Source organism: Methylobacterium sp. 001424705, assembly GCF_059816145.1.
Genome location: NZ_JCBANU010000025.1, coordinates 1 through 22711, shown reverse-complemented (window position 1 = coordinate 22711; position 22711 = coordinate 1). Strand labels below are relative to the sequence as shown.

General features: G+C 69.2%; 16 protein-coding genes, 1 tRNA gene and 4 pseudogenes. 11 read left to right on the top strand and 10 right to left on the bottom strand.

The features are described 5' to 3' along the window. Window positions 1-948 carry an EcsC family protein gene (locus AC6EUL_RS17945; protein ID WP_499871720.1) on the top strand — a complete coding sequence of 316 codons (948 nt, stop codon included), beginning with the start codon at window positions 1-3 and terminating at the stop codon, window positions 946-948. Between the two features lie 30 nt (window positions 949-978). Here AC6EUL_RS17945 and AC6EUL_RS17940 read toward each other — a convergent pair whose 3' ends face one another. Next, a complete protein-coding gene (locus AC6EUL_RS17940) occupies window positions 979-2361 on the bottom strand; it encodes a leucyl aminopeptidase family protein (protein WP_499871718.1) in 1383 nt (460 codons plus the stop codon). A gap of 130 nt (window positions 2362-2491) precedes the next feature. Here AC6EUL_RS17940 and AC6EUL_RS17935 point away from each other — a divergent pair, with 130 nt between their 5' ends. From AC6EUL_RS17935 to AC6EUL_RS17920, 4 genes are all read left to right on the top strand, one after another. Continuing rightward, window positions 2492-3346 carry a tetratricopeptide repeat protein gene (locus AC6EUL_RS17935; protein ID WP_499871716.1) on the top strand — a complete coding sequence of 285 codons (855 nt, stop codon included), beginning with the start codon at window positions 2492-2494 and terminating at the stop codon, window positions 3344-3346. A gap of 129 nt (window positions 3347-3475) precedes the next feature. Next, window positions 3476-5212 carry a heparinase II/III family protein gene (locus AC6EUL_RS17930; protein WP_056274481.1) on the top strand — a complete coding sequence of 579 codons (1737 nt, stop codon included), beginning with the start codon at window positions 3476-3478 and terminating at the stop codon, window positions 5210-5212. Between the two features lie 78 nt (window positions 5213-5290). Beyond that, window positions 5291-6889, top strand: coding sequence for a bifunctional phosphoribosylaminoimidazolecarboxamide formyltransferase/IMP cyclohydrolase (gene purH, locus AC6EUL_RS17925; RefSeq protein WP_499871713.1), 1599 nt, complete (start codon window positions 5291-5293; stop codon window positions 6887-6889). Window positions 6890-6948: 59 nt separating this feature from the next. Beyond that, window positions 6949-8325 (top strand): DUF2252 domain-containing protein, encoded by a 1377-nt coding sequence (locus AC6EUL_RS17920; RefSeq protein WP_499871711.1) that lies wholly within the window; start codon window positions 6949-6951, stop codon window positions 8323-8325. 50 nt (window positions 8326-8375) lie between these two features. Here AC6EUL_RS17920 and AC6EUL_RS17915 read toward each other — a convergent pair whose 3' ends face one another. The 6 genes from AC6EUL_RS17915 to AC6EUL_RS17890 all read right to left on the bottom strand — a co-directional run bounded on the left by AC6EUL_RS17915 (window position 8376) and on the right by AC6EUL_RS17890 (window position 17361). Then, window positions 8376-10133, bottom strand: a complete 1758-nt coding sequence (locus tag AC6EUL_RS17915) for an MFS transporter (protein ID WP_056274489.1) — start codon at window positions 10131-10133, stop codon at window positions 8376-8378. A gap of 335 nt (window positions 10134-10468) precedes the next feature. Further along, on the bottom strand, window positions 10469-12163 hold the full coding sequence (locus tag AC6EUL_RS17910; RefSeq protein WP_499871709.1) for a cation acetate symporter: 1695 nt from the start codon (window positions 12161-12163) through the stop codon (window positions 10469-10471). Beyond that, entirely contained in the window at window positions 12160-12468 is a 309-nt protein-coding gene (locus tag AC6EUL_RS17905) for a DUF485 domain-containing protein (protein ID WP_056222348.1), read from the bottom strand. The genes AC6EUL_RS17910 and AC6EUL_RS17905 overlap by 4 nt, the downstream gene beginning before the upstream one ends. A 129-nt stretch (window positions 12469-12597) precedes the next feature. Continuing rightward, window positions 12598-14547, bottom strand: a complete 1950-nt coding sequence (gene acs, locus AC6EUL_RS17900) for an acetate--CoA ligase (RefSeq protein ID WP_499871706.1) — start codon at window positions 14545-14547, stop codon at window positions 12598-12600. Between the two features lie 147 nt (window positions 14548-14694). Continuing rightward, entirely contained in the window at window positions 14695-14952 is a 258-nt protein-coding gene (locus AC6EUL_RS17895) for a hypothetical protein (protein ID WP_499871704.1), read from the bottom strand. A 75-nt stretch (window positions 14953-15027) separates the two neighbouring features. After that, the gene (locus tag AC6EUL_RS17890) at window positions 15028-17361 is read right to left on the bottom strand and encodes an ATP-binding protein (protein WP_499871702.1); all 2334 of its coding nucleotides are present in this window, start codon (window positions 17359-17361) and stop codon (window positions 15028-15030) included. Between AC6EUL_RS17890 and AC6EUL_RS17885 the strand changes: the two genes are divergently transcribed. The 3 genes from AC6EUL_RS17885 (at window position 17350) to AC6EUL_RS17875 (ending at window position 18867) form a co-directional block, all read left to right on the top strand. Then, complete coding sequence (locus AC6EUL_RS17885) at window positions 17350-17625, top strand: hypothetical protein (RefSeq protein WP_499871699.1); 276 nt, start codon at window positions 17350-17352, stop codon at window positions 17623-17625. The two genes, AC6EUL_RS17890 and AC6EUL_RS17885, sit on opposite strands and share 12 nt — an antisense overlap. 217 nt (window positions 17626-17842) lie before the next feature. Continuing rightward, a complete protein-coding gene (locus AC6EUL_RS17880; RefSeq protein WP_499871697.1) occupies window positions 17843-18334 on the top strand; it encodes a phasin in 492 nt (163 codons plus the stop codon). 218 nt (window positions 18335-18552) lie between these two features. Continuing rightward, window positions 18553-18867, top strand: a complete 315-nt coding sequence (locus AC6EUL_RS17875; protein WP_056274673.1) for a hypothetical protein — start codon at window positions 18553-18555, stop codon at window positions 18865-18867. Window positions 18868-18957: 90 nt separating this feature from the next. Here AC6EUL_RS17875 and AC6EUL_RS17870 read toward each other — a convergent pair whose 3' ends face one another. The 3 genes and pseudogenes from AC6EUL_RS17870 to AC6EUL_RS17860 all read right to left on the bottom strand — a co-directional run bounded on the left by AC6EUL_RS17870 (window position 18958) and on the right by AC6EUL_RS17860 (window position 21052). Further along, window positions 18958-19620, bottom strand: a complete 663-nt coding sequence (locus tag AC6EUL_RS17870; RefSeq protein ID WP_056274503.1) for a L,D-transpeptidase — start codon at window positions 19618-19620, stop codon at window positions 18958-18960. A gap of 334 nt (window positions 19621-19954) precedes the next feature. After that, a pseudogene (locus tag AC6EUL_RS17865) lies at window positions 19955-20617 on the bottom strand (SRPBCC domain-containing protein); the annotation flags it as partial. Window positions 20618-20636: 19 nt separating this feature from the next. After that, window positions 20637-21052, bottom strand: a pseudogene (locus tag AC6EUL_RS17860) (VOC family protein). Window positions 21053-21300: 248 nt separating this feature from the next. On the opposite strand from AC6EUL_RS17860, the gene AC6EUL_RS17855 reads away from it, so the two are divergent. The 3 genes and pseudogenes from AC6EUL_RS17855 to AC6EUL_RS17845 form a co-directional block, all read left to right on the top strand. Then, window positions 21301-21377: transfer RNA gene (locus AC6EUL_RS17855), tRNA-Arg, on the top strand. 465 nt (window positions 21378-21842) lie between these two features. Further along, a pseudogene (locus AC6EUL_RS17850) lies at window positions 21843-22301 on the top strand (ISAs1 family transposase); the annotation flags it as partial. Between the two features lie 31 nt (window positions 22302-22332). Then, window positions 22333-22648, top strand: a pseudogene (locus AC6EUL_RS17845) (transposase); the annotation flags it as partial. Window positions 22649-22711: the final 63 nt, after the last annotated feature.

Below are 22711 nucleotides of genomic sequence, written 5' to 3'. Positions count from 1 at the left end.
GTGAGCAACATCAAACTCGTCGACGACACCACCACCGCCCCGGCCGTGAGCCCCGGCATTCCCGGCCTGAGCGAGGCCGATCGCGCGGCTTTGCGGCGCGCCGTCGAGGCGCTGGAGAAGCCCGGCCTCGCGGCGCGGCTCTCGGCCGTGGCCGGCGCGCCCCTGGACATGATCGGACGGGCCCTGCCGGCGCAGGTCACCGACGCGGTGTCGCAGGCGACGGAGAGCGCCATGCGCGCCTCGCTCAAAATCGCCCTGGCGACGCTGCCGGAGGGGCGCGCGATCGCGGTTCCGGCCGATCCGCTTCTCGCCGGTCCGGCCGACACGGATTCCGCGACGGTCCGCACGACCACGCGCCTGGCGAAGTACCTGCCCTCCAGCGCCTTCGGCCACAAGGCGATGGCCGCCGTCTCCGGTGCCCTCGGGGGCGCCTTCGGCCTCGCGACGCTCGCGATCGAACTGCCGGTCTCCACCACCCTGATGCTGCGCTCGATCGCGCAGATCGCCCGGGAGGAGGGCGAGGACCTCAGCGATCCCGAGAATGCCCTGGCCTGCGTGCAGGTCTTCGCCCTGGGCGGTCGCGAGGCGGCGGGCAGCGCGCTCACCGAGAGCGGCTACTTCGCCGTGCGCGCGGCCCTGGCCAAGACGATGGTCGAGGCGGCGCGCTATGCCGGCAACCGCGCCCTCCTCGACGAGGCCGCGCCGGCCCTGATCCGCTTCTCGACGCAGATCGCGGCCCGCTTCGGCCTGGTCGTCTCCCAGAAGGTGGCGGCGCAGGCCGTCCCCATCCTGGGAGCCGTCGGTGGGGCGGCGGTGAACGCCGCCTTCATGGACCACTTCCAGTCCACCGCCCGGGCGCATTTCACCGTGCGGCGGCTGGAGCGGCTCTACGGGGCGGAGCCGGTCCGGGCCGCCTACGAATCCGAGAAGGCGATGCTCGGCCTCTGAAGCCACGCGCCCGCGCGGGCCTCCTCGCAATCAGGCTTTCGGATAGCGGCGCGCGAGGAGGTCGTGGACGAGGCGGGCGGTCTGCACCTCGCCCCCCTCCGGCCGACCGGGTTTGGTGGACGGGTTCCAGCCATACAGGTCGAAATGGACGTGCGCCCGGGTGCCGGGGGCGAAGCGGCGCAGGAACAGGGCCGCCGTGATCGCCCCGGCGAAGGGGCCGCCGGAGACGTTGTTCAGGTCGGCGACCTTCGAATCGAGCAGGCGCGCATAGGGCTTGTGCAGGGGCAGGCGCCAGACCGGATCCGCGACGGCGATTCCGGCCTCGGACACCGCCGCGGCCAGGGCCTCGTCCTCGGTGAAGAAGGCCGGAAGGTCGGGTCCGAGCGCGACCCGTGCCGCCCCCGTCAGGGTGGCGAAGTCGAAGAGCAGGTCCGGTGCGTCGGCATCCGCCAGGGCGAGGGCGTCGGCGAGCATCAGCCGCCCCTCGGCATCGGTGTTGCCGATCTCGACGGTGAGCCCGGCCCGGCTGCGGATCACGTCGCCCGGACGGAAGGCGCTGCCCGAGATGGCGTTCTCCACGGCCGGCACGATCAGGCGCAGGCGCAGGTTCAGCCCCGAGCCCATGACCATGTCGGCGACCGCCAGGGCGGCGGCGGCACCGCCCATGTCCTTCTTCATCAGCAGCATGCCGCTGGACGGTTTGATGTCGAGTCCGCCGGTGTCGAAGGCGACGCCCTTGCCGACCAGGGTCACGCGGGGCGCGTCCGTCGGTCCCCAGGCGAGGTCGATGAGGCGCGGGGCCCGCGGCGAGGCCGCCCCGACCGTGTGGACGAGGGGAAACGCCACGGCGAGGTCTTCCCCGGTCACGACCGAGACGGTGGCGCCGTGGCGCTCGGCGACCGCGCGCACCGCGGCCTCGATCTCGGCCGGCCCCAGGTCGTTCGCCGGCGTGTTCACGAGGTCCCGGCCCCGCGCCACGGCCTCGGCGATGCGGGTGACGGCCGCACCGTCGACCCCGTCCGGCACGACGAGGGCCGGGCGCTCGGAGCCGGCCTCGCGGTAGCGTGCGAAGCGATAGCTCCCGAGGAGCCAGGCGAGGGAAGCGGCGCCGGCATCGAACCCGTCCGCAGGAACGAGGCGATAGGTGCCGGGCGGCAGGGCGCCGGGGAGCTTGCCGGCGATCAGCGGATCGCTGCGATCGCCCAGGCCGAACAGGATCTGCCCCAGCCGACCGTCGGCCGCCGGGAGGAGGGCGATCCGCCCGGCCTTCGGCACGAACTCGGTCGCGCGGGCATAGGCCGCCTGCGGGGCCGGCAGCGCCGCCTCGAGCCGGGGCCAGGTCTCCGGAGTCACGCTCAGGATCGGGATCGCGTCGCCCGGATCGGCAACGAGGCGGGACAGGGTCTGGGTCATGGCGCTCGCGAGGGCAGGGGCGGGAGATTAACGGCGGGTTAGGGTTAACGCTCTATCACCGGGGCAACGGGAGCGCGAAGCGCTCGCCGGAGCAAATCCTAGGCCCCTGCGGGCCGTCGTGGAGCGCGTCATGGTCCGGCCGCTGGTCAACTTCTCCCGGGTGCGCCCGATGCCCGTCCTGGCGGCGGCGCTCATCGCGGCCCTCACCGCCGGTTGCCAGTCCCGGTCGCCGGAAACGACCGGCTCCATCGGGGGGATCTCCCTTCCGGGTTTCGGCCGCTCCCCGAGCCCCGCCGTCATCAGCCGACGGGAGGTCGAGGCCCTCGGCGAGAAGTACGCCGCCGACTCGAACGACCTGTCGCTGGCCCTGCGCTACGCCCAAGCCCTGCGCGCCACGAACCAGAAGACCCAGGCCGTCGCGGTCCTGCAGCAGGCGGCCCTGCGCAACCCGAAGAACAACACCGTCCTGGCTGCCTACGGCAAGAGCCTGTCCGAGGTCGGTCGATTCCAGGAGGCGGCCGACGTCCTTCAGAACGCCCACACGCCGGCGCGTCCCGACTGGCGCGTCCTCTCCGCCCAGGGCGCGGTGGCAGACCAGCTCAACGACCATACCCGGGCCCAGGGCTTCTACGAGGCGGCGCTGAAGATCCAGCCGGACGATCCCGTCATCCTGTCGAACCTCGGACTTTCCTACGCCCTCGGCCGCCAGCTGCCGCAGGCCGAGGCGACCCTGCGGCGGGCCTCCGAACAGCCCCGCGCCGACGCACGGGTACGCCAGAACCTCGCCCTGGTGCTCGGGCTGCAGGGCAAGTTCGCCGAGGCGGACGCCGTCTCCCGCCAGGATCTCTCACCCGAGGAAGCGGCGGCCAACACCGCGGCGCTGCGGGCCTTCGTGGCGCAGCCAAACAGCTGGAAGGCGCTGAAGGCCGCGGATGCCCGCAGCGCCCGGCCGATGCGCCCGGTCGCCTCTGGCCCGGCGGAATGAGGCCGTCTGCCCCCGATGGGGCGGGTGACTTGAGGTTAACCGCAGGTTAAGGCCCACGGCCTAGTTACAAGATGGACAGGACGCGGAGCGACGCCAGCCCGCGGCTGTGCCCCCGGAAGAGGAGAGCGCGTGCGTTGGGGGACTGATCGCTGGCGCTTCTATCGGCTGATCGGACGCGAAGTCGCGCGCTCGGTGCGCGACACCTATGCCCGGGTGACCGGCCGACCCGATATTCTGGCCCGCGCCCGGGTCACAGCGCTCGTCATCGCACCGCACGACCTACGCACCAGCGACGCGACCTTCGCCGACGACATCTATGCCGGCCTGTTCGTCTTCGCCGGGCGCTCCCTGTCTGTGAGCGGTCGCTCGCCCTTCGACTACGCACCGCCCTCTCCGGAATGGGCCGACATCCTCTACGGCTTCGGCTGGCTGCGCCACCTGCGCGCGGCCGATACGGCCCTGGCCCGCGCCAATGCCCGCGCCTTCGTGGCCGATTTCATCGCCGGCCGGGGCGACGCGGCCCTCGCCCGGCCGACGCCGGTCGCCGCCCGCCGGCTGATCTCGTTCCTGTGCCAGTCGCCCCTCGTCCTGGAGGGGGCCGACCACGCCTTCTACCAGGCCTTCCTGAAGGCCCTCGGCAAAACGGCCCGCGACCTCGAGAGCGACCTGCGCCGGAGCATCGCCCCGCAGAACCGCCTGCTGGCGGCGGTGGCGCTCTGCTACGCGGGCCTGTGCTGCGACGGCATCCAGGCGATCCTGCGCCGCTCGACCCGCATCCTGGTGCGGGAACTCGAGCGACAGATCCTGCGCGACGGCGGCCATCGCAGCCGCGATCCGCGGTTCGCCATGGAACTGCTCCTCGACCTGCTGCCCCTGCGCCAAAGCTTCCTGTCGCGCAGCATCGACCCGCCGGAAGCGCTCCTGCACGCCATCGACCGCATGCTGCCGCTCCTGCGCCTGCTCCGGCACCCCGATGCGTCGCTGAGCCACTTCAACGGCATGGGCGCCACGGCGGCCGACCACCTCGCCACCCTGCTGGTCTACGACGGCGCCCTGGCCCAACCGATGATGCACGCGCCGAATTCCGGCTACGAGCGCCTGGAGGGCGGGCGGGTCCTCGTCGTCGCCGATGTCGGCGCGCCGCCGCCGCTGCCCGATTCCATCAACGCCGGGGCAGGGTGCCTGTCCTTCGAGATGTCGAGCGGCCCCCAGCGCATCGTCGTCAATTGCGGCCTGCCCGCGAGCGGTCCCGAGCTGCGCCGTCTCGCCCGCAGCACCGCCGCCCATTCCACCGCGACGGTCGGCGACACCTCGTCCTGCCGCTTCCTCGTGGGGGGCGGGGCCTGGTACGAGCGCTGGGCCGTGACCTGGCTCTCGCACCGGATCGGCCCCGTGATCCTGCGCGGCCCGCGCGACGTGAAGTCCGAGCGGACGACGGAGGAGGGCGCCACCATCCTGGCGGCGCGCCACGACGGCTATGCGGGCGATCTCGGCATCGTCCACGAACGACGCTGGCGCCTGGCGAGCAACGGCAACGTCCTTGAAGGCGAGGACGCCTTCCTGCGCCCGCCGGCCGGCAAGCGGGGCAAGGCCCGGCATCGGCCGCAGGAGGTGGCGGTGCGCTTCCACCTCCATCCGGCGATCGCCGCGCGCGGTCTCGACGACGGCCGCCTCGAACTGACCTCGCCGATCGGCGAGATCTGGCATTTCGGTGCCGAGGGCGTGCCCGTGGCCCTGGAGGAGAGCGTCTACTTCGCGGGGATCACCGGCGCCCGGCGCACCGACCAGATCGTGCTCTACCTGCCGGTCGCGGACGACACCCGCATCCGTTGGGGCTTCGCCCGGGTTCCGGCGCGCCAGGGCTGAGGGGACGACTGGCCGCAGCGCACAATTTCATGGTAGGCGCCGCTCAGTTTCTCGTCGCTTGCCTCCGGACGCAACGCCATGTCGCATGACCAGGTGCGGGTCACCCGCGCACTCCTCTCCGTCTCGGACAAGGACGGCCTCGTCGCGTTCGCCACCGCCCTCGACCGCCTCGGCATCGCGCTCGTGTCCACGGGCGGGACGCACAAGGCTCTGCGCGAGGCCGGACTCCCGGTCACCGAGGTCGCCGACCTGACCGGCTTTCCCGAGATGATGGACGGGCGGGTGAAGACCCTGCATCCCGGCGTCCACGGGGGCCTGCTGGCGGTGCGTGACAACCCCGAGCATCAGGCCGCCCTGGCGGCGCACGGGATCCGCGCCATCGATCTCCTGGTGGTCAACCTCTACCCGTTCGAGGCGACCGTGGCGAAGGGCGCCGCCTACGACGACTGCGTGGAGAACATCGACATCGGCGGCCCGGCAATGATCCGCGCCGCCTCGAAGAACCACGCCGACGTCGCGGTCGTGGTGGACGTCGCGGACTACGCCGATCTCCTCGCCGAGCTGGAGGCGAATGCCGGCAGCCTGCACGCGCAGACCCGCCGCCGCCTCGCCCAGAAGGCCTACGCCCGCACGGCGACCTACGATGCGGCCATTGCCAACTGGCTCGCCGGCCAGATCGAAAGCGCGGCGACGCCCACCTATCGGGCTTTCGGCGGCAGCCTCGCCCAGCCCCTGCGCTACGGTGAGAATCCCCACCAGAGCGCGGCCTTCTACCGGTCTCCCGGCCTGCCGCGCCCGGGCGTCGCCACGGCGCGCCAGCTCCAGGGGAAGGACCTGTCCTACAACAACCTCAACGACACCGACGCGGCCTACGAATGCGTGGCCGAATTCGACCCGGCGCGCTCGGCGGCGGTGGCGATCATCAAGCATGCCAATCCCTGCGGCGTGGCCGAGGGCGCGAGCCTCGTCGAAGCCTACGAGCGTGCCCTCAGTTGCGATCCGACATCCGCCTTCGGCGGCATCGTCGCCCTGAACCGCCCCCTGGATGCCGAGGCCGCGCGCCGGATCGTCGAGATCTTCACCGAAGTGATCATCGCACCGGACGCCACCGCGGAGGCGATCGCGATCGTCGCGGGCAAGAAGAACCTGCGCCTCCTCCTGGCCGACGGCCTGCCCGACCCGCGCGGGGCCGGCGAGACCATGAAGACCCTCGCGGGCGGCCTCCTGGTCCAGGCCCGCGACGCCGCGGTGGTCGACGACATGCCGCTGACAGTCGTCACGCAGCGCGCGCCGTCGGAGCGCGAATACGCCGACCTGCGCTTCGCCTACCGGGTCGCGAAGCACGTCAAGTCGAACGCCATCGTGTATGCGCGCGACGGCGCGACGGTCGGCATCGGAGCCGGACAGATGTCGCGGGTGGATTCCGCGCGCATCGCCGCCTGGAAGGCCGCCGAGGGCGCCAAGCGCCTCGGCGCGATCGAGAGCCTGGCCAAGGGCTCGGTGGTCGCGTCCGACGCCTTCTTCCCCTTCGCCGATGGGCTGATCGCGGCGGCGGAAGCCGGCGCCACGGCGGTGATCCAGCCGGGCGGCTCGATGCGCGACGCCGACGTGATCAAGGCCGCCGACGCGGCGGGTCTCGCCATGGTGTTCACCGGCCACCGCCATTTCCGGCACTGACGCCTCGCCCGGGCGGCTGGGAACGGCTACGCTTCTTCGAGTCCACGAGGCCCGATCCCATGACTCATACCCACCAATCCAGCCGCCGCGACGAGCGCCGCGCGGCGGGTAAGCGCCTGCGCGAGCAGGTTTCGCGGGAGTCGCACGCCGACTGGCGGCCCGCACCGCAGCGCGATCCCCTCGCGATCCTCGAGGCCGGGGAAACCGGCCGGCTCGCCGAGCTCGTACCCCTGCGCCGCGAGCGGATGCGGGCCGACCCGTTCGCCTTCCTGCGCGGGGCCGCCGCCGTGATGGCGGCGGACCTCGAGGGCGTACCGGTGCCGGGCATCCCGGTTCAGGCCTGCGGCGACTGCCACATCGGCAATTTCGGCGTCTACCGCAGCCCCGAGGGGCAGACGCTGTTCGACATCAACGATTTCGACGAGACCCTGTGGAACGTCGACTTCACCGTCGACGTGAAGCGCCTCGCCGCCAGCATCGCCCTGGCCGCCCTGCCGCACGGCGCGGACAAGGCGCGGCGGGCGGCACGGGCCGGCGTCCGGGCCTATCGCGAACATATGCGCGAGCTCGCGGCTCTCTCGCCCCTGGCGATCTGGCACAGCCGGATCGACCTCGACCACGAGGTCGGGCGCCTCGGCGACGGCGACCTCTGCCGGCGCCTCCTGTCCGAGGCCGGGACCGAGAATACCGATGGCCTCAGCCGCGGCGACGTGCCCACCCTCGCGGTGGCCCCGCACGAGACCGACCCGGTGGAGTGGCGCATCGCCGACAAGGCGCCGATCATCTTCCACGAGGGGCCCCGCGGCCTCACCGAGGCGGTGCGCGACGCGGCGGCGGCCCTGCTCGCCTACCCGCACAGCCTCACCGCCGACCGCTGGACCCTCCTCTCGCGCTACGCGCAGCGCGACGTGGCCTTCAAGGTCGTCGGCATCGGCTCGGTGGGGCTGGTCTGCGCCGTCGGGATCTACAGCGACGCGGACGGCGCCCCGCTGTTCCTGCAGATCAAGGAAGCCCGCCCGTCCGTGATCGGCCAGCTCGCGCTAAAGCCCTTCAGCGTCGCCTCGGAGGGCCAGCGGGTCATCGACGGCCAGCGGATCATGCAGGCGGCGAGCGATCTCTTCCTCGGCACGACGGTCTCCGACGCGAGCGGCCGCTGCTACTACGTGCGCCAGCTGAAGAACCGGAAGCTGTCGGCGGTGGCGGAGATCCTCGCCGAGAGCGGCGCCAAGCCCTACGCCCGGCTCTGCGGCACGACCCTCGCCCGCGCCCATGCCCGCTCGGGCGATGCCGCGATGATCGCCGGCTATCTCGGCAAGGGGTCCGCCTTCGACGAGGCGGTCGCCGACTTCGCCATGGCGTATGCCCGCCAGAGCATCGCCGACCACGCCCTGCTGGTCACCGACTTCCTGACGACGCCCGAGCCTCAAGCCACCTGAAACGAAAAGGGCCCCGCCTCGCGGCGGGGCCCCTCGGGGGAGAGCCGGCCTCAGCGGACCGGGTTCTCGTCGTAGGTGAAGATGTCGCGGTCCTTGGTCTCCGGGATGAAGAGGAGGCCGATGACGAAGGTCATCGCCGCGATCGCGATCGGGTACCACAGGCCGTTATAGATGTTGCCGGTCTGGGCGACGATGGCGAAGGAGGTGGCCGGCAGCAGGCCACCGAACCAGCCATTGCCGATGTGATAGGGCAGCGACATCGAGGTGTAGCGGATGCGGGTCGGGAACAGCTCCACCAGGGCCGCCGCGATCGGGCCGTAGACCATCGTCACGTAGAGGACGAGGATCGTCAGGATGCCGATGACGATGAGCTTCTGGCCCGTGAAGATGTCGATCGGGTTGGCGACCTTCACGATGGTGGCGTTGCCGGCGGGCGCCGGGTAGCCGGCGGCGGTCAGGGCGGCCGGAACCGACTTGGCGAAGGCCGGGTCGGCGACGGGGAAGTCCTTGCCCGCGATGGTCACGATGGTCGGCGCGCCCGCGGCGACCGGCTCGGTGGTGTAGTTCACGGCCGAACGGGCGAGCAGCGCCTTCGCGACGTCGCACTCCTTGGTGAACTTGGCCGTGCCCACCGGATTGAACTGGAACGAGCACTCGTCCGGGTTGGTCTTGACCACCACCGGCACCGTGGACTGCGCCTGGTAAAGCGCCGGGTTGGCGTTGGCGGTGAGCTGCTCGAACAGCGGGAAGTAGGTCAGCGCCGCGATCAGGCAGCCGCCGAGGATCACCGGCTTGCGCCCGATCTTGTCGGAAAGCGCGCCGAAGAACAGGAAGCCGCCGGTGGCGAGAAGCAGCGACCAGGCGATCAGCACGTTGGCGGTGAACTGGTCGACCTTGAGAATGCTCTGGAGGAAGAACAGGGCGTAGAACTGACCGGCGTACCAGACCACGGCCTGACCCGCGGTGAGGCCGAGGAGCGCGAGCAGCGCCCACTTGGCGTTGCGCCACTGGCCGAAGGCCTCCGAGAGCGGCGCCTTCGAGTGGGTGCCCTCTTCCTTCATCTTCTTGAAGGCCGGGCTCTCGTTCATCTGCAGGCGAATCCAGACGGAGATGCCGAGCAGCACGCAGGAGACGAGGAACGGGATGCGCCAGCCCCAGGCCTGGAAGGCCGTGATGGTGGTCTGGGTGCCGTCGGCGGCCGTGGTGACGGTGGGCGCGTAGGCGCCGTTCACGTAGCCCTGCGTCGACAGGATGATGACCAGCGAGAGCAGCAGGCCCAGCGTCGCCGTCGTCTGGATGAAGGCGGTGTAGAAGCCGCGGCGGCCGCGGGGCGCGTGCTCGGCCACGTAGACGGCGGCGCCACCGTACTCGCCGCCCAGAGCCAGGCCCTGCAGCATGCGTAGCGCCAGCAGCGTCACCGGGGCGACCCAGCCGATGCCGTAGCCGTTCAGGGTGTCGTAGGAGGGCAGCAGGCCGACGCAGAAGGTCGAGATGCCCATGATGAGGATGGTGATGAGGAAGGTGTGCTTGCGCCCGACCATATCGCCGAGCCGGCCGAACACCAGGGCGCCGAAGGGCCGGACCAGGAAGCCCGCCGCGAAGGCCAGCAGCGCAAAAATGTTCCGCGTCGCTTCCGGGTAGGCCGAGAAGAACTGCGCTCCGATGATCGTCGCGAGCGATCCATAAAGGTAGAAATCGTACCACTCGAAGACGGTACCGAGGGAAGAGGCGAGGATGACTTTCTTCTCGCCGGCGCTCATCGGCCGCGTGGCCGAATCGCTGACGGGAATTGCGCTGGACGCAACCATGGGACGTTTCTCCAAGTCTTGTTTTGCCCAGGCGTAGTCCGCCCGTGACGTGTTGGACCCTGCGGCGACCGCAGCATTGCGGCAAAAGCTGCCCGGACTGTTCAGCCCGCGGCTCGCCTGAGCCTAAGTCTGAGGACCCGCGGCTCGATGCTAGGCCATGCCACGTTTTCGCCCAAGTCCCCCGACGACCGCGAGAGATCGAATCCAGATATTTTTTTAGCCGTCCGCGAAGTTTTTTTGTCTTTGGCCGGGATTAAAGTCAGGCCAGGAAACGAAGAGGGGCGCGACTCGCGTCGCGCCCCTCTTCGAGTGGCCTTCGTTTGCGTCAGCGGCGGCTAGTGCGCGTGGGCGCCGTCGGCACCGATTCCCGTCTCGGAGCGAACGAACTGCGCGTCGAACAGTGCGCGCTCGGCTTTCGCCCGCCGGGTGTTGTCGAGCTTCGAGACGAGGAAGATCGTCAGGAAGGCCAGCGGCATCGAGAACAGGGCCGGGTTGTCGTAGGGGAAGATCGCCACGGGATTGCCGAAGGTCGTCACCCAGACTGCCTTCGACAGCACCACCATCCCGACCGCCGCGACGAGGCCGACGAGGCCGCCGATAAGGGCACCCCAGGTGGTGGTGCCCTTCCACAGGATCGACATGGTCAGGACCGGGAAGTTGCAGCTGGCCGCCACCGAGAAGGCGAGGCCGACCATGAAGGCGACGTTCTGGTTCTCGAAGACGTAGCCGAGATAGATCGCCACGATGCCGATGACGACGGCGGCGATCTTGGAGAGCCGGACCTCCGCCGCCTCGTTGGTGCGCCCGCGGGCGATCACCTGAGCGTAAAGGTCGTGGCTGACCGCCGAGGCGCCGGCGAGCGTCAGGCCCGCCACCACCGCCAGGATGGTCGCGAAGGCCACGGCCGAGATGAAGCCCAGGAAGTACGGGCCGCCCACTGCGTTGGCGAGGTTCACCGCCACCATGTTGGTGCCGCCGATCATGCCCTTGAGCTTGTCGAAGGCGCCGGCCGCGTCGAGGGAGAAGTAGGCCGGGTCGGACATCAGCAGGGCGATACCGCCGAAACCGATGATGAAGGTGAGGATGTAGAAGTAGCCGATCAGGCCGGTGGCATAGAACACCGACTTGCGGGCCGCCTGGGCGTCCGACACCGTGAAGAAGCGCATCAGGATGTGCGGCAGGCCGGCCGTGCCGAACATCAGGCCGACACCCAGCGAGATCGCCTCGATCGGATTGTTGACGAGGCCGCCCGGCGCCATAATCGCGTCACCCTTGGGGTGGGTGGCGACGGCAGCGGCGAACAGGGTCTCGGGGTTGAAGCCGTACTTGTACAGCACGGCGCCGGCCATGAAGGTCGCCCCGCCGAGGAGCAGGCAGGCCTTGATCACCTGCACCCAGGTGGTCGCCTTCATGCCGCCGAAGGCCACGTAGACGATCATCAGCACGCCGACGATGATGACCGCGTAGAGGTAGGGCAGGCCGAACAGGAGCTGGATCAGCTTCCCCGCGCCGACCATCTGGGCGATCAGGTAGAACGCCACCACCACCAGCGTGCCGGTGGCCGAGATGATGCGGATCGAGGTCTGGTCGAGGCGGAAGGAGGCGACGTCCGCGAAGGTGAACTTGCCGAGGTTGCGCAGGCGCTCCGCGATCAGGAACAGCACAATCGGCCAGCCGACGAGGAAGCCGGTTGAGTAGATCAGGCCGTCGAAGCCCGAGGTGTAGACCAGGCCCGAGATGCCCAGGAACGAGGCGGCGGACATGTAGTCGCCCGCGATGGCCAGGGAGTTGGTGCCGGCCGAGATGCCGCCGCCGGCGGCATAGAAATCGGCCGCCGACTTGGTGCCTTTGGCGGCCTTGTAGGTGATGCCGAGGGTGAACAGCACGAAGAACGCGAACATGCCGATGGCCGGCCAGTTCGTCGCCGACTGCTTGACCGCGCCGAGATCGGGGCCCGCGGCGTAGGCCGCCGTCACGGCCAGGGCCGCCAGAGCGGAGCCGAGGACGAGGGGATGCTTCGCACGGATCATCGGCCGAGATCCCGCTTGAGGGCGGCGGTCAGCTGGTCGAAGCGGCCGTTGGCGCGCTGGACGTAGATGCCGGTGAGGATGAAGGCGAGCACGATCACGGCGACGCCGAGGACGAGGCCCAGGGAGGCGGTGCCGCCGCCGATCTTGACGGCGAGCAGCGCCTTGTCGAAGGCGATCAAGCCGATGAAGCCGAAATAGATCAGCAGCATGATGATGGTGAGGGTCCAGCCGAAGCGTGTCCGCTCGTGGACCAGTTCCTTGAAGTGCGGGCTCTGCGCGATCCGCGCAGTCTCCAGATCGGCCATGACGGTTTTCTCCCAGGGATCCGCCTCTTGTCAGGGCGGCTTCCGGATTGAAGGCGTGTGAATTGTCGGCGCAGCAAATTGCGCGGACACGGGGTTGCCGTATCCGCGCGATCGAAGGGAACGGGGCGCTCAGTGCGTCCGGTTCTGACGATTCTCGATGAGGTCGTCGACCACCGCCGGCTCGGCGAGCGTCGAGGTGTCACCCAGCGAGGAGAACTCGTCCTCGGCGATCTTGCGCAAGATGCGGCGCATGATCTTGCCCGAGCGGGTTTTCGGCAGGCCCGGCGCGAACTGGATCAGATCCGGCGAGGCGATCGGACCGATCTCCTTGCGGACCCAGGTCACGAGTTCCTTGCGCAGTTCCTCCGAGCCCTCCTCGCCCTCCATCAGGGTGACGTAGGCGTAGATGCCCTGGCCCTTGAGATTGTGGGGATACCCGACGACCGCGGCCTCTGAGACCTTCGGGTGCGCGACGAGGGAGGATTCCACCTCCGCCGTGCCCATCCGGTGGCCCGAGACGTTGATGACGTCGTCGACGCGGCCGGTAATCCAGTAATAGCCCTCAGCGTCGCGGCGGCATCCGTCGCCGGTGAAGTAGTTGCCCGGATAGGTCGAGAAGTAAGTCTGCTCGAACCGCTCGTGGTCACCGTAGACCGTACGCATCTGGCCGGGCCAGGAATCCTTGATGCAGAGGTTGCCCTCGCATGGCCCGTCCAGCGTCTTGCCCTCGGCATCGACCACGATGGGCTGGACACCGAAGAACGGCCGCGTCGCCGAGCCCGGCTTCAGCTTGGTCGCGCCCGGCAGGGGCGTGATCAGGATGCCGCCGGTCTCGGTCTGCCACCAGGTGTCGACGATGGGGCAGCGGGAATCGCCCACGACCTTGTAGTACCAGTCCCAGGCCTCCGGATTGATCGGTTCGCCGACCGAGCCGAGGACGCGCAGGGACGCGCGGGAGGTCTTCTTCACCGGGCCTTCGCCACCGCCCATGAGCGAGCGGATCGCCGTCGGGGCGGTGTAGAAGATATTGACCTTATGCTTGTCGACCACCTCCCAGAAGCGGGAGTTCGACGGATAGGTCGGGATCCCCTCGAACATCAGGGTCGTGGCGCCGTTCGCGAGGGGCCCGTAGACGATGTAGGAGTGACCCGTGACCCAGCCGACATCGGCCGTGCACCAATAGACCTCGCCCTCGCGGTAATCGAAGACGTACTGGTGCGTCATCGAGGCGTAGACGAGGTAGCCGCCAGTGGTGTGGACGACGCCCTTCGGCTGACCGGTCGACCCCGAAGTGTAGAGGATGAAGAGCGGGTGCTCGGCCTCCACCGGCTCGGCCGGGCATTCGTCGGTGACCTGGGCGGCGGCCTCGTCGTAATAGACGTCGCGGCCGGGCTCCATGGCGATCGACGACCCGGTGCGGCGCACCACGACCACGTGGTCGACGCTGTCCTGGGGCAGGCGCGCGATGGCGGCATCCACATTGGCCTTGAGCGGCACCTTGCGGCCGCCGCGCAGGCCCTCGTCCGCCGTGATGACCATCTTCGAGGCGCAGCCCTCGATACGCCCGGCCAGCGAATCCGGCGAGAAGCCGCCGAACACGATGGAGTGGATGGCGCCGAGGCGGGCGCAGGCGAGCATCGCGTAGGCGGCCTCGGGGATCATCGGCAGGTAAATCGTGACCCGGTCGCCCTTGGACACGCCACGATTGCGCAGGACGTTGGCCATCTTGCCGACTTCAGAATGAAGCTGGCGATAGGTGATGTGCTTAGACTCGCTCGGGTCGTCGCCTTCCCAGATGATCGCGACCTGATCGCCCCGCGACGCGAGGTGGCGGTCGATGCAATTGTAAGCGACGTTCGTCCGCCCGTCCTCGAACCACTTGATCGAGATGTGACCGGGCTCGAAACTCGTGTTCTTCACTTTCGTGAAGGGTGTCATCCAGTCGATGCGCTTGCCGTGCTCGCTCCAGAACCGCTCTGGATCGGCGACAGAGGCCTCGTACATGGCCAGGTACTTCGCGTTGTCGACGTGGGCGCCCTCGCTCCACGTCGAACGCACTTCGACCACCTTCTCGTCCATCGCGTTGTCCCTATCGGTGCCCGATCGTATCGCGACTGTTCACGCAGCCGGGTCTTCCAAATACCGTCATAGGCTCAACGAGATATTCCCCGCAAGCACCCATATGGCGCGGTGCGGGACAGGACCGGTCTTTTGTCTGAACACTCGTCAGTTGCACCCAATGCAGATGCCGGTCTCGACCTTCTTGTCGATGGCGCGCTGCTTGCGGGTGGTGTCCGACACGCGATCCTCTTCGGGGGCGGCCGCCCGGCCTGGAGGCTTGGTCACGCCGGTCGAAGTGATATTCCGGAACTGGCCGGCCGATCCCAGATTCGGCTCGGTGCCACTCTGTTGGGCCAGGGCCACCCCCGGCAGACCGATCGCCAGACCGGCGATCAACGTCAACGCACGCATCTTCGTCTCCATGGCAGGGGAGGGCTCCCCTCCGCTGTGAATCCAACGCGCGCTGCGTGGGCCGGTTGCAGCGACCCCGGCCCGGTGTCAGGCCCGCTTCGTCGCCCCCGGCACAGGGAAGAGCATCTCCACCAGGGTTCCCTCGTCCTTCCGGCTGGAGATGCGGAAGCGACCGTGATTGGCCTCGGTCAGGGCCTTGGTCAGCGGCAGCCCGAGTCCGGTACCGCGGGATGGTTCGACCCGGGAGCCCGACCGGAAGGGATGCAGGGCGCCCTCCATCTCGGCCGCCGTCATCCCGACCCCGGTATCGCGGATGCGCAGGGCAATCTCCCCGCGATCCGCGAGCGACGTCGACACGATGACCTGTCCGCCGGCCTCGGTCAGCGCGATGGCGTTCGCGATGACGTTCATGGTCGCCTGGCGCACGAAACGCTCGTCGGCCGAGAGAACCGGCAGGTCGGTGGAGAAGCTGGTGCGCAGGACGATGCGCCGGCGGACGGCCTCCGGGTGGAGGAGGGTGACGCAGTGCGTCACCACATCGTTCAGCGCGATGTCCGCGACGACGCGGTCGATCTTCCTGGCCTCGATCCGCGCCAGGTCCAGTAGATCCGTGAGGAGATCCAGCAGGCGCGCGCCCGAGGCGTGCACCTCCCGGAGGGATACGCGGTAACGCTCCGACCCCGCGGGACCGACGGTCTCGTCGACGAGGCCCCCGAGCGAATCGAGCATCTGCTTGACCGGCGCCTGAAGGGTCTGAGCGACCTGAGCCAGGAGCTCGGCCTGCTGCGGGATCGCCTCCCGTGCCGCGATCGAACTCCGCAGGTCGGCCCCGCTCCGGTCGGCGGCTGCGGCCTCATCGCGGATCACGGCGCAGACACGTTCCTCCGCGTCCCCCGAGAGCGGCAGCACCTTCACCCGAAGGCGCCGTCCCGTGCCGCGCACCGCCACCGGCACCTCGTCCCGCACCATTGAGCCCGGCTCGGCATGCAGGCGTGCCAGCAGATCGACGGCATGCTCCGAGGCGAACAGGCCAAGGAAGCTCGCGCCCACCACCTCGCGCGGATCGAGCCCGAAGGTCTCGGCGGTCCGGCGGTTCAGGGAGAGGATGCGGGCCTGGTGGTCGAGCAGCACGATGCCGTCCTCCAGCGCATCGAGGACCGCGCGGGCATCCACGCTATGGCGGGCGGCGAAATCCTGGGCGATCGCGGTCGCCGTCGCGGCGCGGGCTTCCTCGCTCGGCTCGGCATCGCGGGCGAGCAGGAGGTGGGCCGGTCGGCCGGCCCAATCGAGGGCGGAATGCTCGATCAGGACGCTGACCCGTCCGCCGTCCCGGGTCGTCAGCACCAAGGGTGCCTCACCCGCCGGTCGGGCCTGGGGATCGAGGCCACCGAACAGGTGTCCGATCCCACCGGCCGCCGTCAGATCCTCTCGCGTCGCGTACCCGACGAGGCGGAGGAGGGTCTGGTTGGCAAACAGCACGGTGTCGTCGCGATAGACCAAGACGCCGGAGGGGATGCGCTCCAGGGTCGCCACCATGGAGGCGTCGGGCGACAGGTCTTCGGCCGACCGCGCGAACGGAACCGGAAACGGCATCACCGCGCAGGGAAGGCTGGGCTCGGCCTCCCTGTCCGAACGCTCGTCGCCCGCGAACCGGGCACCGAGGGCCCGTGCGATCTCGCGGAACGCCGCGTGCTCGTGGCTCGAGAGATGCGGATCGCCGGAATCGACCGCCGGCTCGACCGGCACATCGGCCTCGGTATGCGAGGCCGCGGGCGCGTCGGGCACGACCGCGTCCGCGGTCGTCGCCTGGGCGGGCGCCGCCGCGACCGTCGGTGCCGGCAGCGCCGCGACGAAACCCGTGATCGAGCGGATCTGCCCGAAGCCTCGACATCCCGATCCGGCCCGGCTCTTCGGAGCGCCGGACATTTCGAGATCGCAGAGGGCGCCATCCGCCGCGATCAACGTCAGCGGGATCGCCCGGAAGGTCCGCCCAAGATCGAGGGCGGCGAGAAGGCCGCCGGCATCGCGCAGGATGTCCGCATCCGCCAGCGCCTGCCAGCTCCGCCCCTCAAGGCGCCGGCGCAAGCCCGGTCCGGCCGTCGACGAAACCTGGAGGATCGTCCCCGCCGCGTCGCTTTCCCAGGTGAAGCGCTGCCGGGCGACGATCGGCTCCCCCGTCTCCACGACGGGTTCGCTCGCGACCGGCGCGCCCGCGTGCTCCGCCGCGTCCGGCTCGGCAATCGCAGCCGTGTCGACGGCCGGCACACCGGGTGCGCGGCGCCCGCGGAGACCCTGCAGACGCATCGGGAGCGGCGAGTTCGCGAGGAGCACGACCGCGTCGCGCGACTCGGTGAGGGCAATGCGCATCACGCTGACCAGGACCGGCGGTGCCAGGCGCCGGGCATCGAGATGCAGGCGCATGAGCACCGGCTGGTCCTTTCGCAGGCGAGCCTGCGCGATCTGCTCGCCGAGCCTGAGCCCCGCGTCGACGCGGCCGTCCGCTCCGCTGATGCCGTCCCGGAGATTGGCGGCCCGCGGCGACGCGTGCAGGATGCGCGTCCCGTCCGCATCAAGGATCAGAACCGCCGTCTTCGAATCGCTCAGGCTGGGGCCGAGACGCGAATCATCCGCGCATCGACGCAGAGCCGCCTGAATCGCCCCGTCGTCATTTCTGCCAGGCCCTGAGGCTCCACTCTCGAACATCCGCACCTGTTTCGCGTGACGAATCTTGGAACGTGACGTCCTTTTACCGCGTCACCGCCTCTCCATAAGCCACGAGAGGGGCCGCCGCACGTTTACCTGTTGTCAACCTTAATGCGCCCGAGCAGGGTGGCATAGGGCCGGCGCTGTGCTATTGTGCAGTGCACAACGCGCCATCAACAACGAGATCGAGGAGAGGATAATGAACAGCACCCCGAATTACGAGGTTCCCGCCGAGATGCGCGATTTCGCCGAGAAGAGCGTCGATCAGGCCCGCAAGGCGTTCGACACCTTCATCAGCGCCGCCCGCCGCACCGCCGACACCGTGCAGGGCTCCGCCGAGATGGCGCGCACCAACGCCCAGGACGTGTCCGCCCGCGGCTTCGAATTCGCCGAGCAGAACGTGACGGCGGCGTTCGACCTCGCCCAGAAGCTCGTCCGTTCCCGCGACCTGCAGGAAGCGATGCAGCATCAGGCCGAGTTCGTTCGCAGCCAGTTCGCCGCCATCCAGGCCCAGGCCAAGGAATTCGGCGGCCTCGCCCAGTCGGCGATGCAGCAGAGCGCCGAGAAGGCCAAGGGCGCCATGCAGGAGGGCGCCGAGCACGCCCGCAGGGCGATGGAGCAGGGTTCCGAAGCCGCTCGCAAGGCCGGCAGCGATGCCGAGCAGGCCATGCGGAACGCCACCAACTCCTAAATCTCGCTCCGCGAAGCCCTCGCGGCTTCCGCCTCGCAGCCCGCTTCGCCCTTCGGCCAAGCGGGCTGTTCGCGTTCGAGCCCGGGCGAGCAGAGCGGCACCGGCTGCGATGCGAACCGTCGCGAACACGACTTGCCCGCCACGGGCGGGTCTCCTAACCCTGTCGCCGCGCTTGCCCGAGTGTTCCGGGCCGGCGCTGTCAACGAGGGCGTATGACCATGCGACGTATCTCCCGAGGCAGTCTGATCCTCACGGTCCTCGCCGGGCTTTTCGCGGCACAGGGCGCCAGCGCGCAATATGATGACGACGGCTACGACAGGCCGCCGCCGCGCCGCGCCTATGACGAGCGCCGCCTGCCGCCCCGTCGCGAGGTCGGCCTGAACTGCGATGCGGTGCAGTCGGGCCTGACCGGCTACCAGCCCTATTCCTGCCCGCTGCCGGGTCCGCGCCCCCTCGGTGCGCGCTGCTTCTGCGACATGCCGATCGCGCCCTTCAGCCCACCGCAGACCGCGGTCGGGCGCGTGGTCCCGTGAGCGGTCGACGATCCGACGCCCGGAACGCCGAAGGCCGCGTCATCCTTCCGGATGGCGCGGCCTTCGCGTGATCGTCCCTGTCGCGAAAAATCAGTTCAGAACGACGACCTTGGCTCCGACCTTCACACGCTCGTAGAGGTCGGTGACGTCCTCGTTGGTCATCCGGATGCAGCCCGACGACACGGCCTGACCGATGGTATCCGGCTCGTTGGAGCCGTGAATGCGGTATTCGGTGTTGCCGATATACATGGCGCGGGCGCCCAGGGGGTTCTCGACGCCACCTGCCATGTAACGCGGCAGGTCGGGGCGACGGGCGATCATCGCGGCCGGGGGCGTCCACGACGGCCATTCCTTCTTCGCCGTCACCGTCTTGACGCCCGACCAGGTGAAGCCCGGACGGCCGACGCCGACGCCGTAGCGGATCGCTTCGCCATTCGGCATCACGAAGTAGAGGCGCCGCTCGGCCGTGGAGACCACGATCGTGCCCGGCTTGTAGTTGCCGTCGAAGGCCACGATCTCGCGCGGGATCGGGGCGACCTGCGCCTGGGGCGCCGCCTGGTAGCCCTGGCCGGCGGTGGCCGGGTAGCCGTACGGATCGTCGGTCGCACGGCCGTAGCCGTAGGCCGGATCGGACGCGTAGTAATCCTCGCCGGCATTCGTGCCGAACGGATCATAGGGAGCCGCCACAACAGGGCTCGTGGAGAGAACGCAGACACCGAGTAGGCCTGCGAGGGCAGTCGCCAAGGTCTTCATGTTGGGTCCCTTACCTATGCCGTAACCTTTGCTATACAAGCGTAAGCATGGGGAGTGGTTCCACGGCCCGCGAGGATTCCGTCATTTTTGCGGCGCCCCCGGTTTTAATCCGTTCCTTCTGCCGCGTGCTGGACGGCGGCGACGTCGCGCTTCACCAGGGACTGCATGGCGGTGAAGACCCGACCGGCCAAGGCGGGATCGCCGGAACGATCGGCCAGGGCACACCCCAGCGGTCGCGCAGCCAGCCCTACGGGATATGGGAACCACCCTCCGCCCGGCGCCTGTCGACGCCGCCCGATCCACGAAGGCAACCCTGATCGAGGCGGCCGTGCCGTCATCGGCCACCACGTCGCCGTTCAGGGCCTGGAAGCTCTGCCCGCCGAGGGTGAAGCGGATCAGGATCACGTCGCCGGGCCAGAGGCCGCGGGCCCGCGGGAGGTGATCGGGGCGGGAGTCCGGCACCCGCGAGACGTCGTGGCGGATCGCCTCTTCTGCATTGCACGTGGACCGGAGGTTCGTGCAGATTGGCGCGCTGACCTTGACGCTCTTCTCGGAGGTGACCGCATTCCCCCGCGTTGGTCCTCAGGGCGGCCTGGGTGAAGGCCGCATCAGAGGTTTGCGGCGAGCGCGGCCCCATTCGTTTGGGAAGCCCATGGCCACCTGGGCCGCGCAGTCCTCCGCCGACCAGTGCCGCAGCCGCGTGATGTGGCGGGTGGCCTCCGCCCTCCGGCGCGAAGGTAACGAGGCCGGTGGAGAGCGGTTTGGCCGAGGGGTCCCGGGCTGGGACAGAGGCGTTCGTGGAGACGATCCGGGGGTTCTTCATCGGTTCGAGGTTGAAGCCGGCGCTGGGAATCTCGCGCCGTCCGGGCCCCGCATGACGAATCATGACGAATCGAGTCGCGCCGCCCGGCTCCAGGTCGGTCTCCGCCGCCGCCACAAACGGCTTGCGGGCAAACCAGCGCCCGATCGCGTCCCGCTCGGTCCAGCAGCGACAGAGGACGGTGGGCGAGAGAGGGTCAGCGCTTCGGCTGGTTCATCGCCCAGAGCACCCCGAAGGGGTCGCGCAGCTGGCCGTAGCGATCCCCCAGAACATGTCGGCCGGCGGCGTCACGGCGGTCGCGCCGGCCGCGACGGCATGGGCGTAGCGCGCGTCGATGTCGTCGACCATCAGCATCAGGGAGAAGGCCTGCGGCGGCTGGAGCGCGTGCCCGTACTCGGGAAACGCGTCGCTCAGCCTCAGCGACGCCCCGTTGACGTGGAGATGCACATGCATCGTCCGTCCCTGGTCGTCGACGGGCAACGCGGCAGCGATCTCCGCCCCAAAGGCCCGGACGTAGAACTCCGCCGCCTTCATCGCGCCCGCCACGGTCAGGTAGGCCACGAGGCCCCCCTTTACAGGGGCCGGTCCTTCGAGTTGATTCGCGCTGCTCATCGGGATGCTCTCCGCGCCGGCCGCCGACGCGCGTCCGCTCCCGGCGGGGCCGCCCTCGACGATGGATCGGCATCCCACAGGACCGGCCGGACTTTTTCAAGCGGCCGCCCGCGCGAAGCCTCGAAAGGACCGACCCGGCGCGGTACACGTCGACCCTCCCCGTGCGCCGGAAGCCGGGGCCTCGCCCCCGCGGCCGAAAGGCTTGACCCCGGGCGGGACCCATGCCTTTTACGGGCGACGGCACCCCCGACTCCGTAGCTCAGCTGGATAGAGCAGCCGCCTTCTAAGCGGCAGGTCGTTGGTTCGAGCCCAACCGGGGTCGCCACTTCGCGCTTAATCTTGTTGAATTTACCCTCCTTTTTGTTCGGACTGTCCAACCGAGAATCGGACTGGCCCGAAGCTGGGACCTGCGTCCGCACGAATTCGATGTGGCCGATGCAGCCCTCGGCAAGCCGTTTCTAGCGGGCTTTCTTCATGTAAAGCTTGGACATGTCGGTGGTGCGCCAACCGAAGACCGCCATCATCGGATTAGTCGTGGAGCCGTTCTCGGCGGCCAGCGTGGCGCCCGCCTTCCGCAGCCCACCGGGTGAGCAATGCGGTTAGCTGTCGTTTTTGAAGAGGTTGTTCAGCCTTTGCCAGGATATCTTTCGTCTGAGGGCGGCGTGGGCTCGGCTGGTGTTGGACTGGTCGATTCAGGGGCTCATGGCCCAGGACAATCGCTTGAAGGGTTTGGATTCCGATATTGCGGTTTACGTGATTCCTAAGGCGCCTCTCTGGGGTGAGGCGTTGGATGTCAGGCCGGGCGTTGTTGGACCTTTTTTCGGCGTTGGAAGATCCGCGCCAGAGCTGGAAGGTGGTCTATCCGCTGCCTGAGATCATGCTTCTGGTCCTGTGTGCGACCCTAGCGGCGGCTGAGGATTTCGTCGAGGTCCGGCGCTGGGGTCGGGAGAAGCTGAATTTCGTGCGCACTATGCTGCCATTTGCCCAGGGCATCCCGCCACACGACACCCTGAACGACGTGCTGAATGCTCTCGATCCTGGCCTGTTCTCGGCGTACTTCACCAGCTGGATCGAGGCCCTGCGGGAGAGCGAGCCGGACATCGTGACCATCGACGGCAAGAGTGCGCGCCGCGCCCGTGCCAAGAGGGGCCATTCCCTTCACGTCGTCTCGGCCTAGGCCACGCGCCAGCGCCTGGTGCTCGGCCAGGAGGCGGCGGACGAGAAGGCCAACGAGATCGTCGCGATCCCATTTTGGACTTGCACCGCAAAAGTGGAGAGCTCTGTTCCCGAAGGAGGAGGGTTCCGATGGCAAGCGGAAGCAGACCTTTAGCCCCGAGCTTCGCGCCGAGGAGGTGCGGTTGGCCCAGACGAGTGGGCGGTCCCGCCGGGAGATCGCCGCCGATCTCGGTGCGGGGCTCTCGAGGCTGCGCAACTGGATCGACGGCCGGCGTGAGCGGGGTGATGGACCACCCACCGGCCGACCGGCAGGAGGACATGGCCGCCGAGCTTAAGCGCCTGCGGCGTGAGAACGAGGTGCTGCGCCGGGAACGGGATATCCTGAAGCGGGCCACCGCTTTTTTTACTAGGCCGGCAAAGCTGGCTGTCTGGTAGGTTTAGTTCTGGGGGCGCCATTTTGGAGGCGCGGGATGTCGCGAAGGC

Bases quoted from the DNA above. Each gene is read 5' to 3' on its own strand.
- AC6EUL_RS17920 (WP_499871711.1), top strand. From the start codon at position 6,949: ATGACTCATACCCACCAATCCAGCCGCCGCGACGAGCGCCGCGCGGCG.
- AC6EUL_RS17890 (WP_499871702.1), bottom strand. From the start codon at position 17,361: ATGCGCCTGCATCTCGATGCCCGGCGCCTGGCACCGCCGGTCCTGGTC.
- purH (WP_499871713.1), top strand. From the start codon at position 5,291: ATGTCGCATGACCAGGTGCGGGTCACCCGCGCACTCCTCTCCGTCTCG.
- AC6EUL_RS17895 (WP_499871704.1), bottom strand. From the start codon at position 14,952: ATGGAGACGAAGATGCGTGCGTTGACGTTGATCGCCGGTCTGGCGATC.
- AC6EUL_RS17870 (WP_056274503.1), bottom strand. From the start codon at position 19,620: ATGAAGACCTTGGCGACTGCCCTCGCAGGCCTACTCGGTGTCTGCGTT.
- AC6EUL_RS17910 (WP_499871709.1), bottom strand. From the start codon at position 12,163: ATGATCCGTGCGAAGCATCCCCTCGTCCTCGGCTCCGCTCTGGCGGCC.
- AC6EUL_RS17875 (WP_056274673.1), top strand. From the start codon at position 18,553: ATGCGACGTATCTCCCGAGGCAGTCTGATCCTCACGGTCCTCGCCGGG.
- AC6EUL_RS17885 (WP_499871699.1), top strand. From the start codon at position 17,350: ATGCAGGCGCATGAGCACCGGCTGGTCCTTTCGCAGGCGAGCCTGCGC.
- AC6EUL_RS17880 (WP_499871697.1), top strand. From the start codon at position 17,843: ATGAACAGCACCCCGAATTACGAGGTTCCCGCCGAGATGCGCGATTTC.
- AC6EUL_RS17905 (WP_056222348.1), bottom strand. From the start codon at position 12,468: ATGGCCGATCTGGAGACTGCGCGGATCGCGCAGAGCCCGCACTTCAAG.
- AC6EUL_RS17940 (WP_499871718.1), bottom strand. From the start codon at position 2,361: ATGACCCAGACCCTGTCCCGCCTCGTTGCCGATCCGGGCGACGCGATC.
- AC6EUL_RS17935 (WP_499871716.1), top strand. From the start codon at position 2,492: ATGGTCCGGCCGCTGGTCAACTTCTCCCGGGTGCGCCCGATGCCCGTC.
- AC6EUL_RS17915 (WP_056274489.1), bottom strand. From the start codon at position 10,133: ATGGTTGCGTCCAGCGCAATTCCCGTCAGCGATTCGGCCACGCGGCCG.
- acs (WP_499871706.1), bottom strand. From the start codon at position 14,547: ATGGACGAGAAGGTGGTCGAAGTGCGTTCGACGTGGAGCGAGGGCGCC.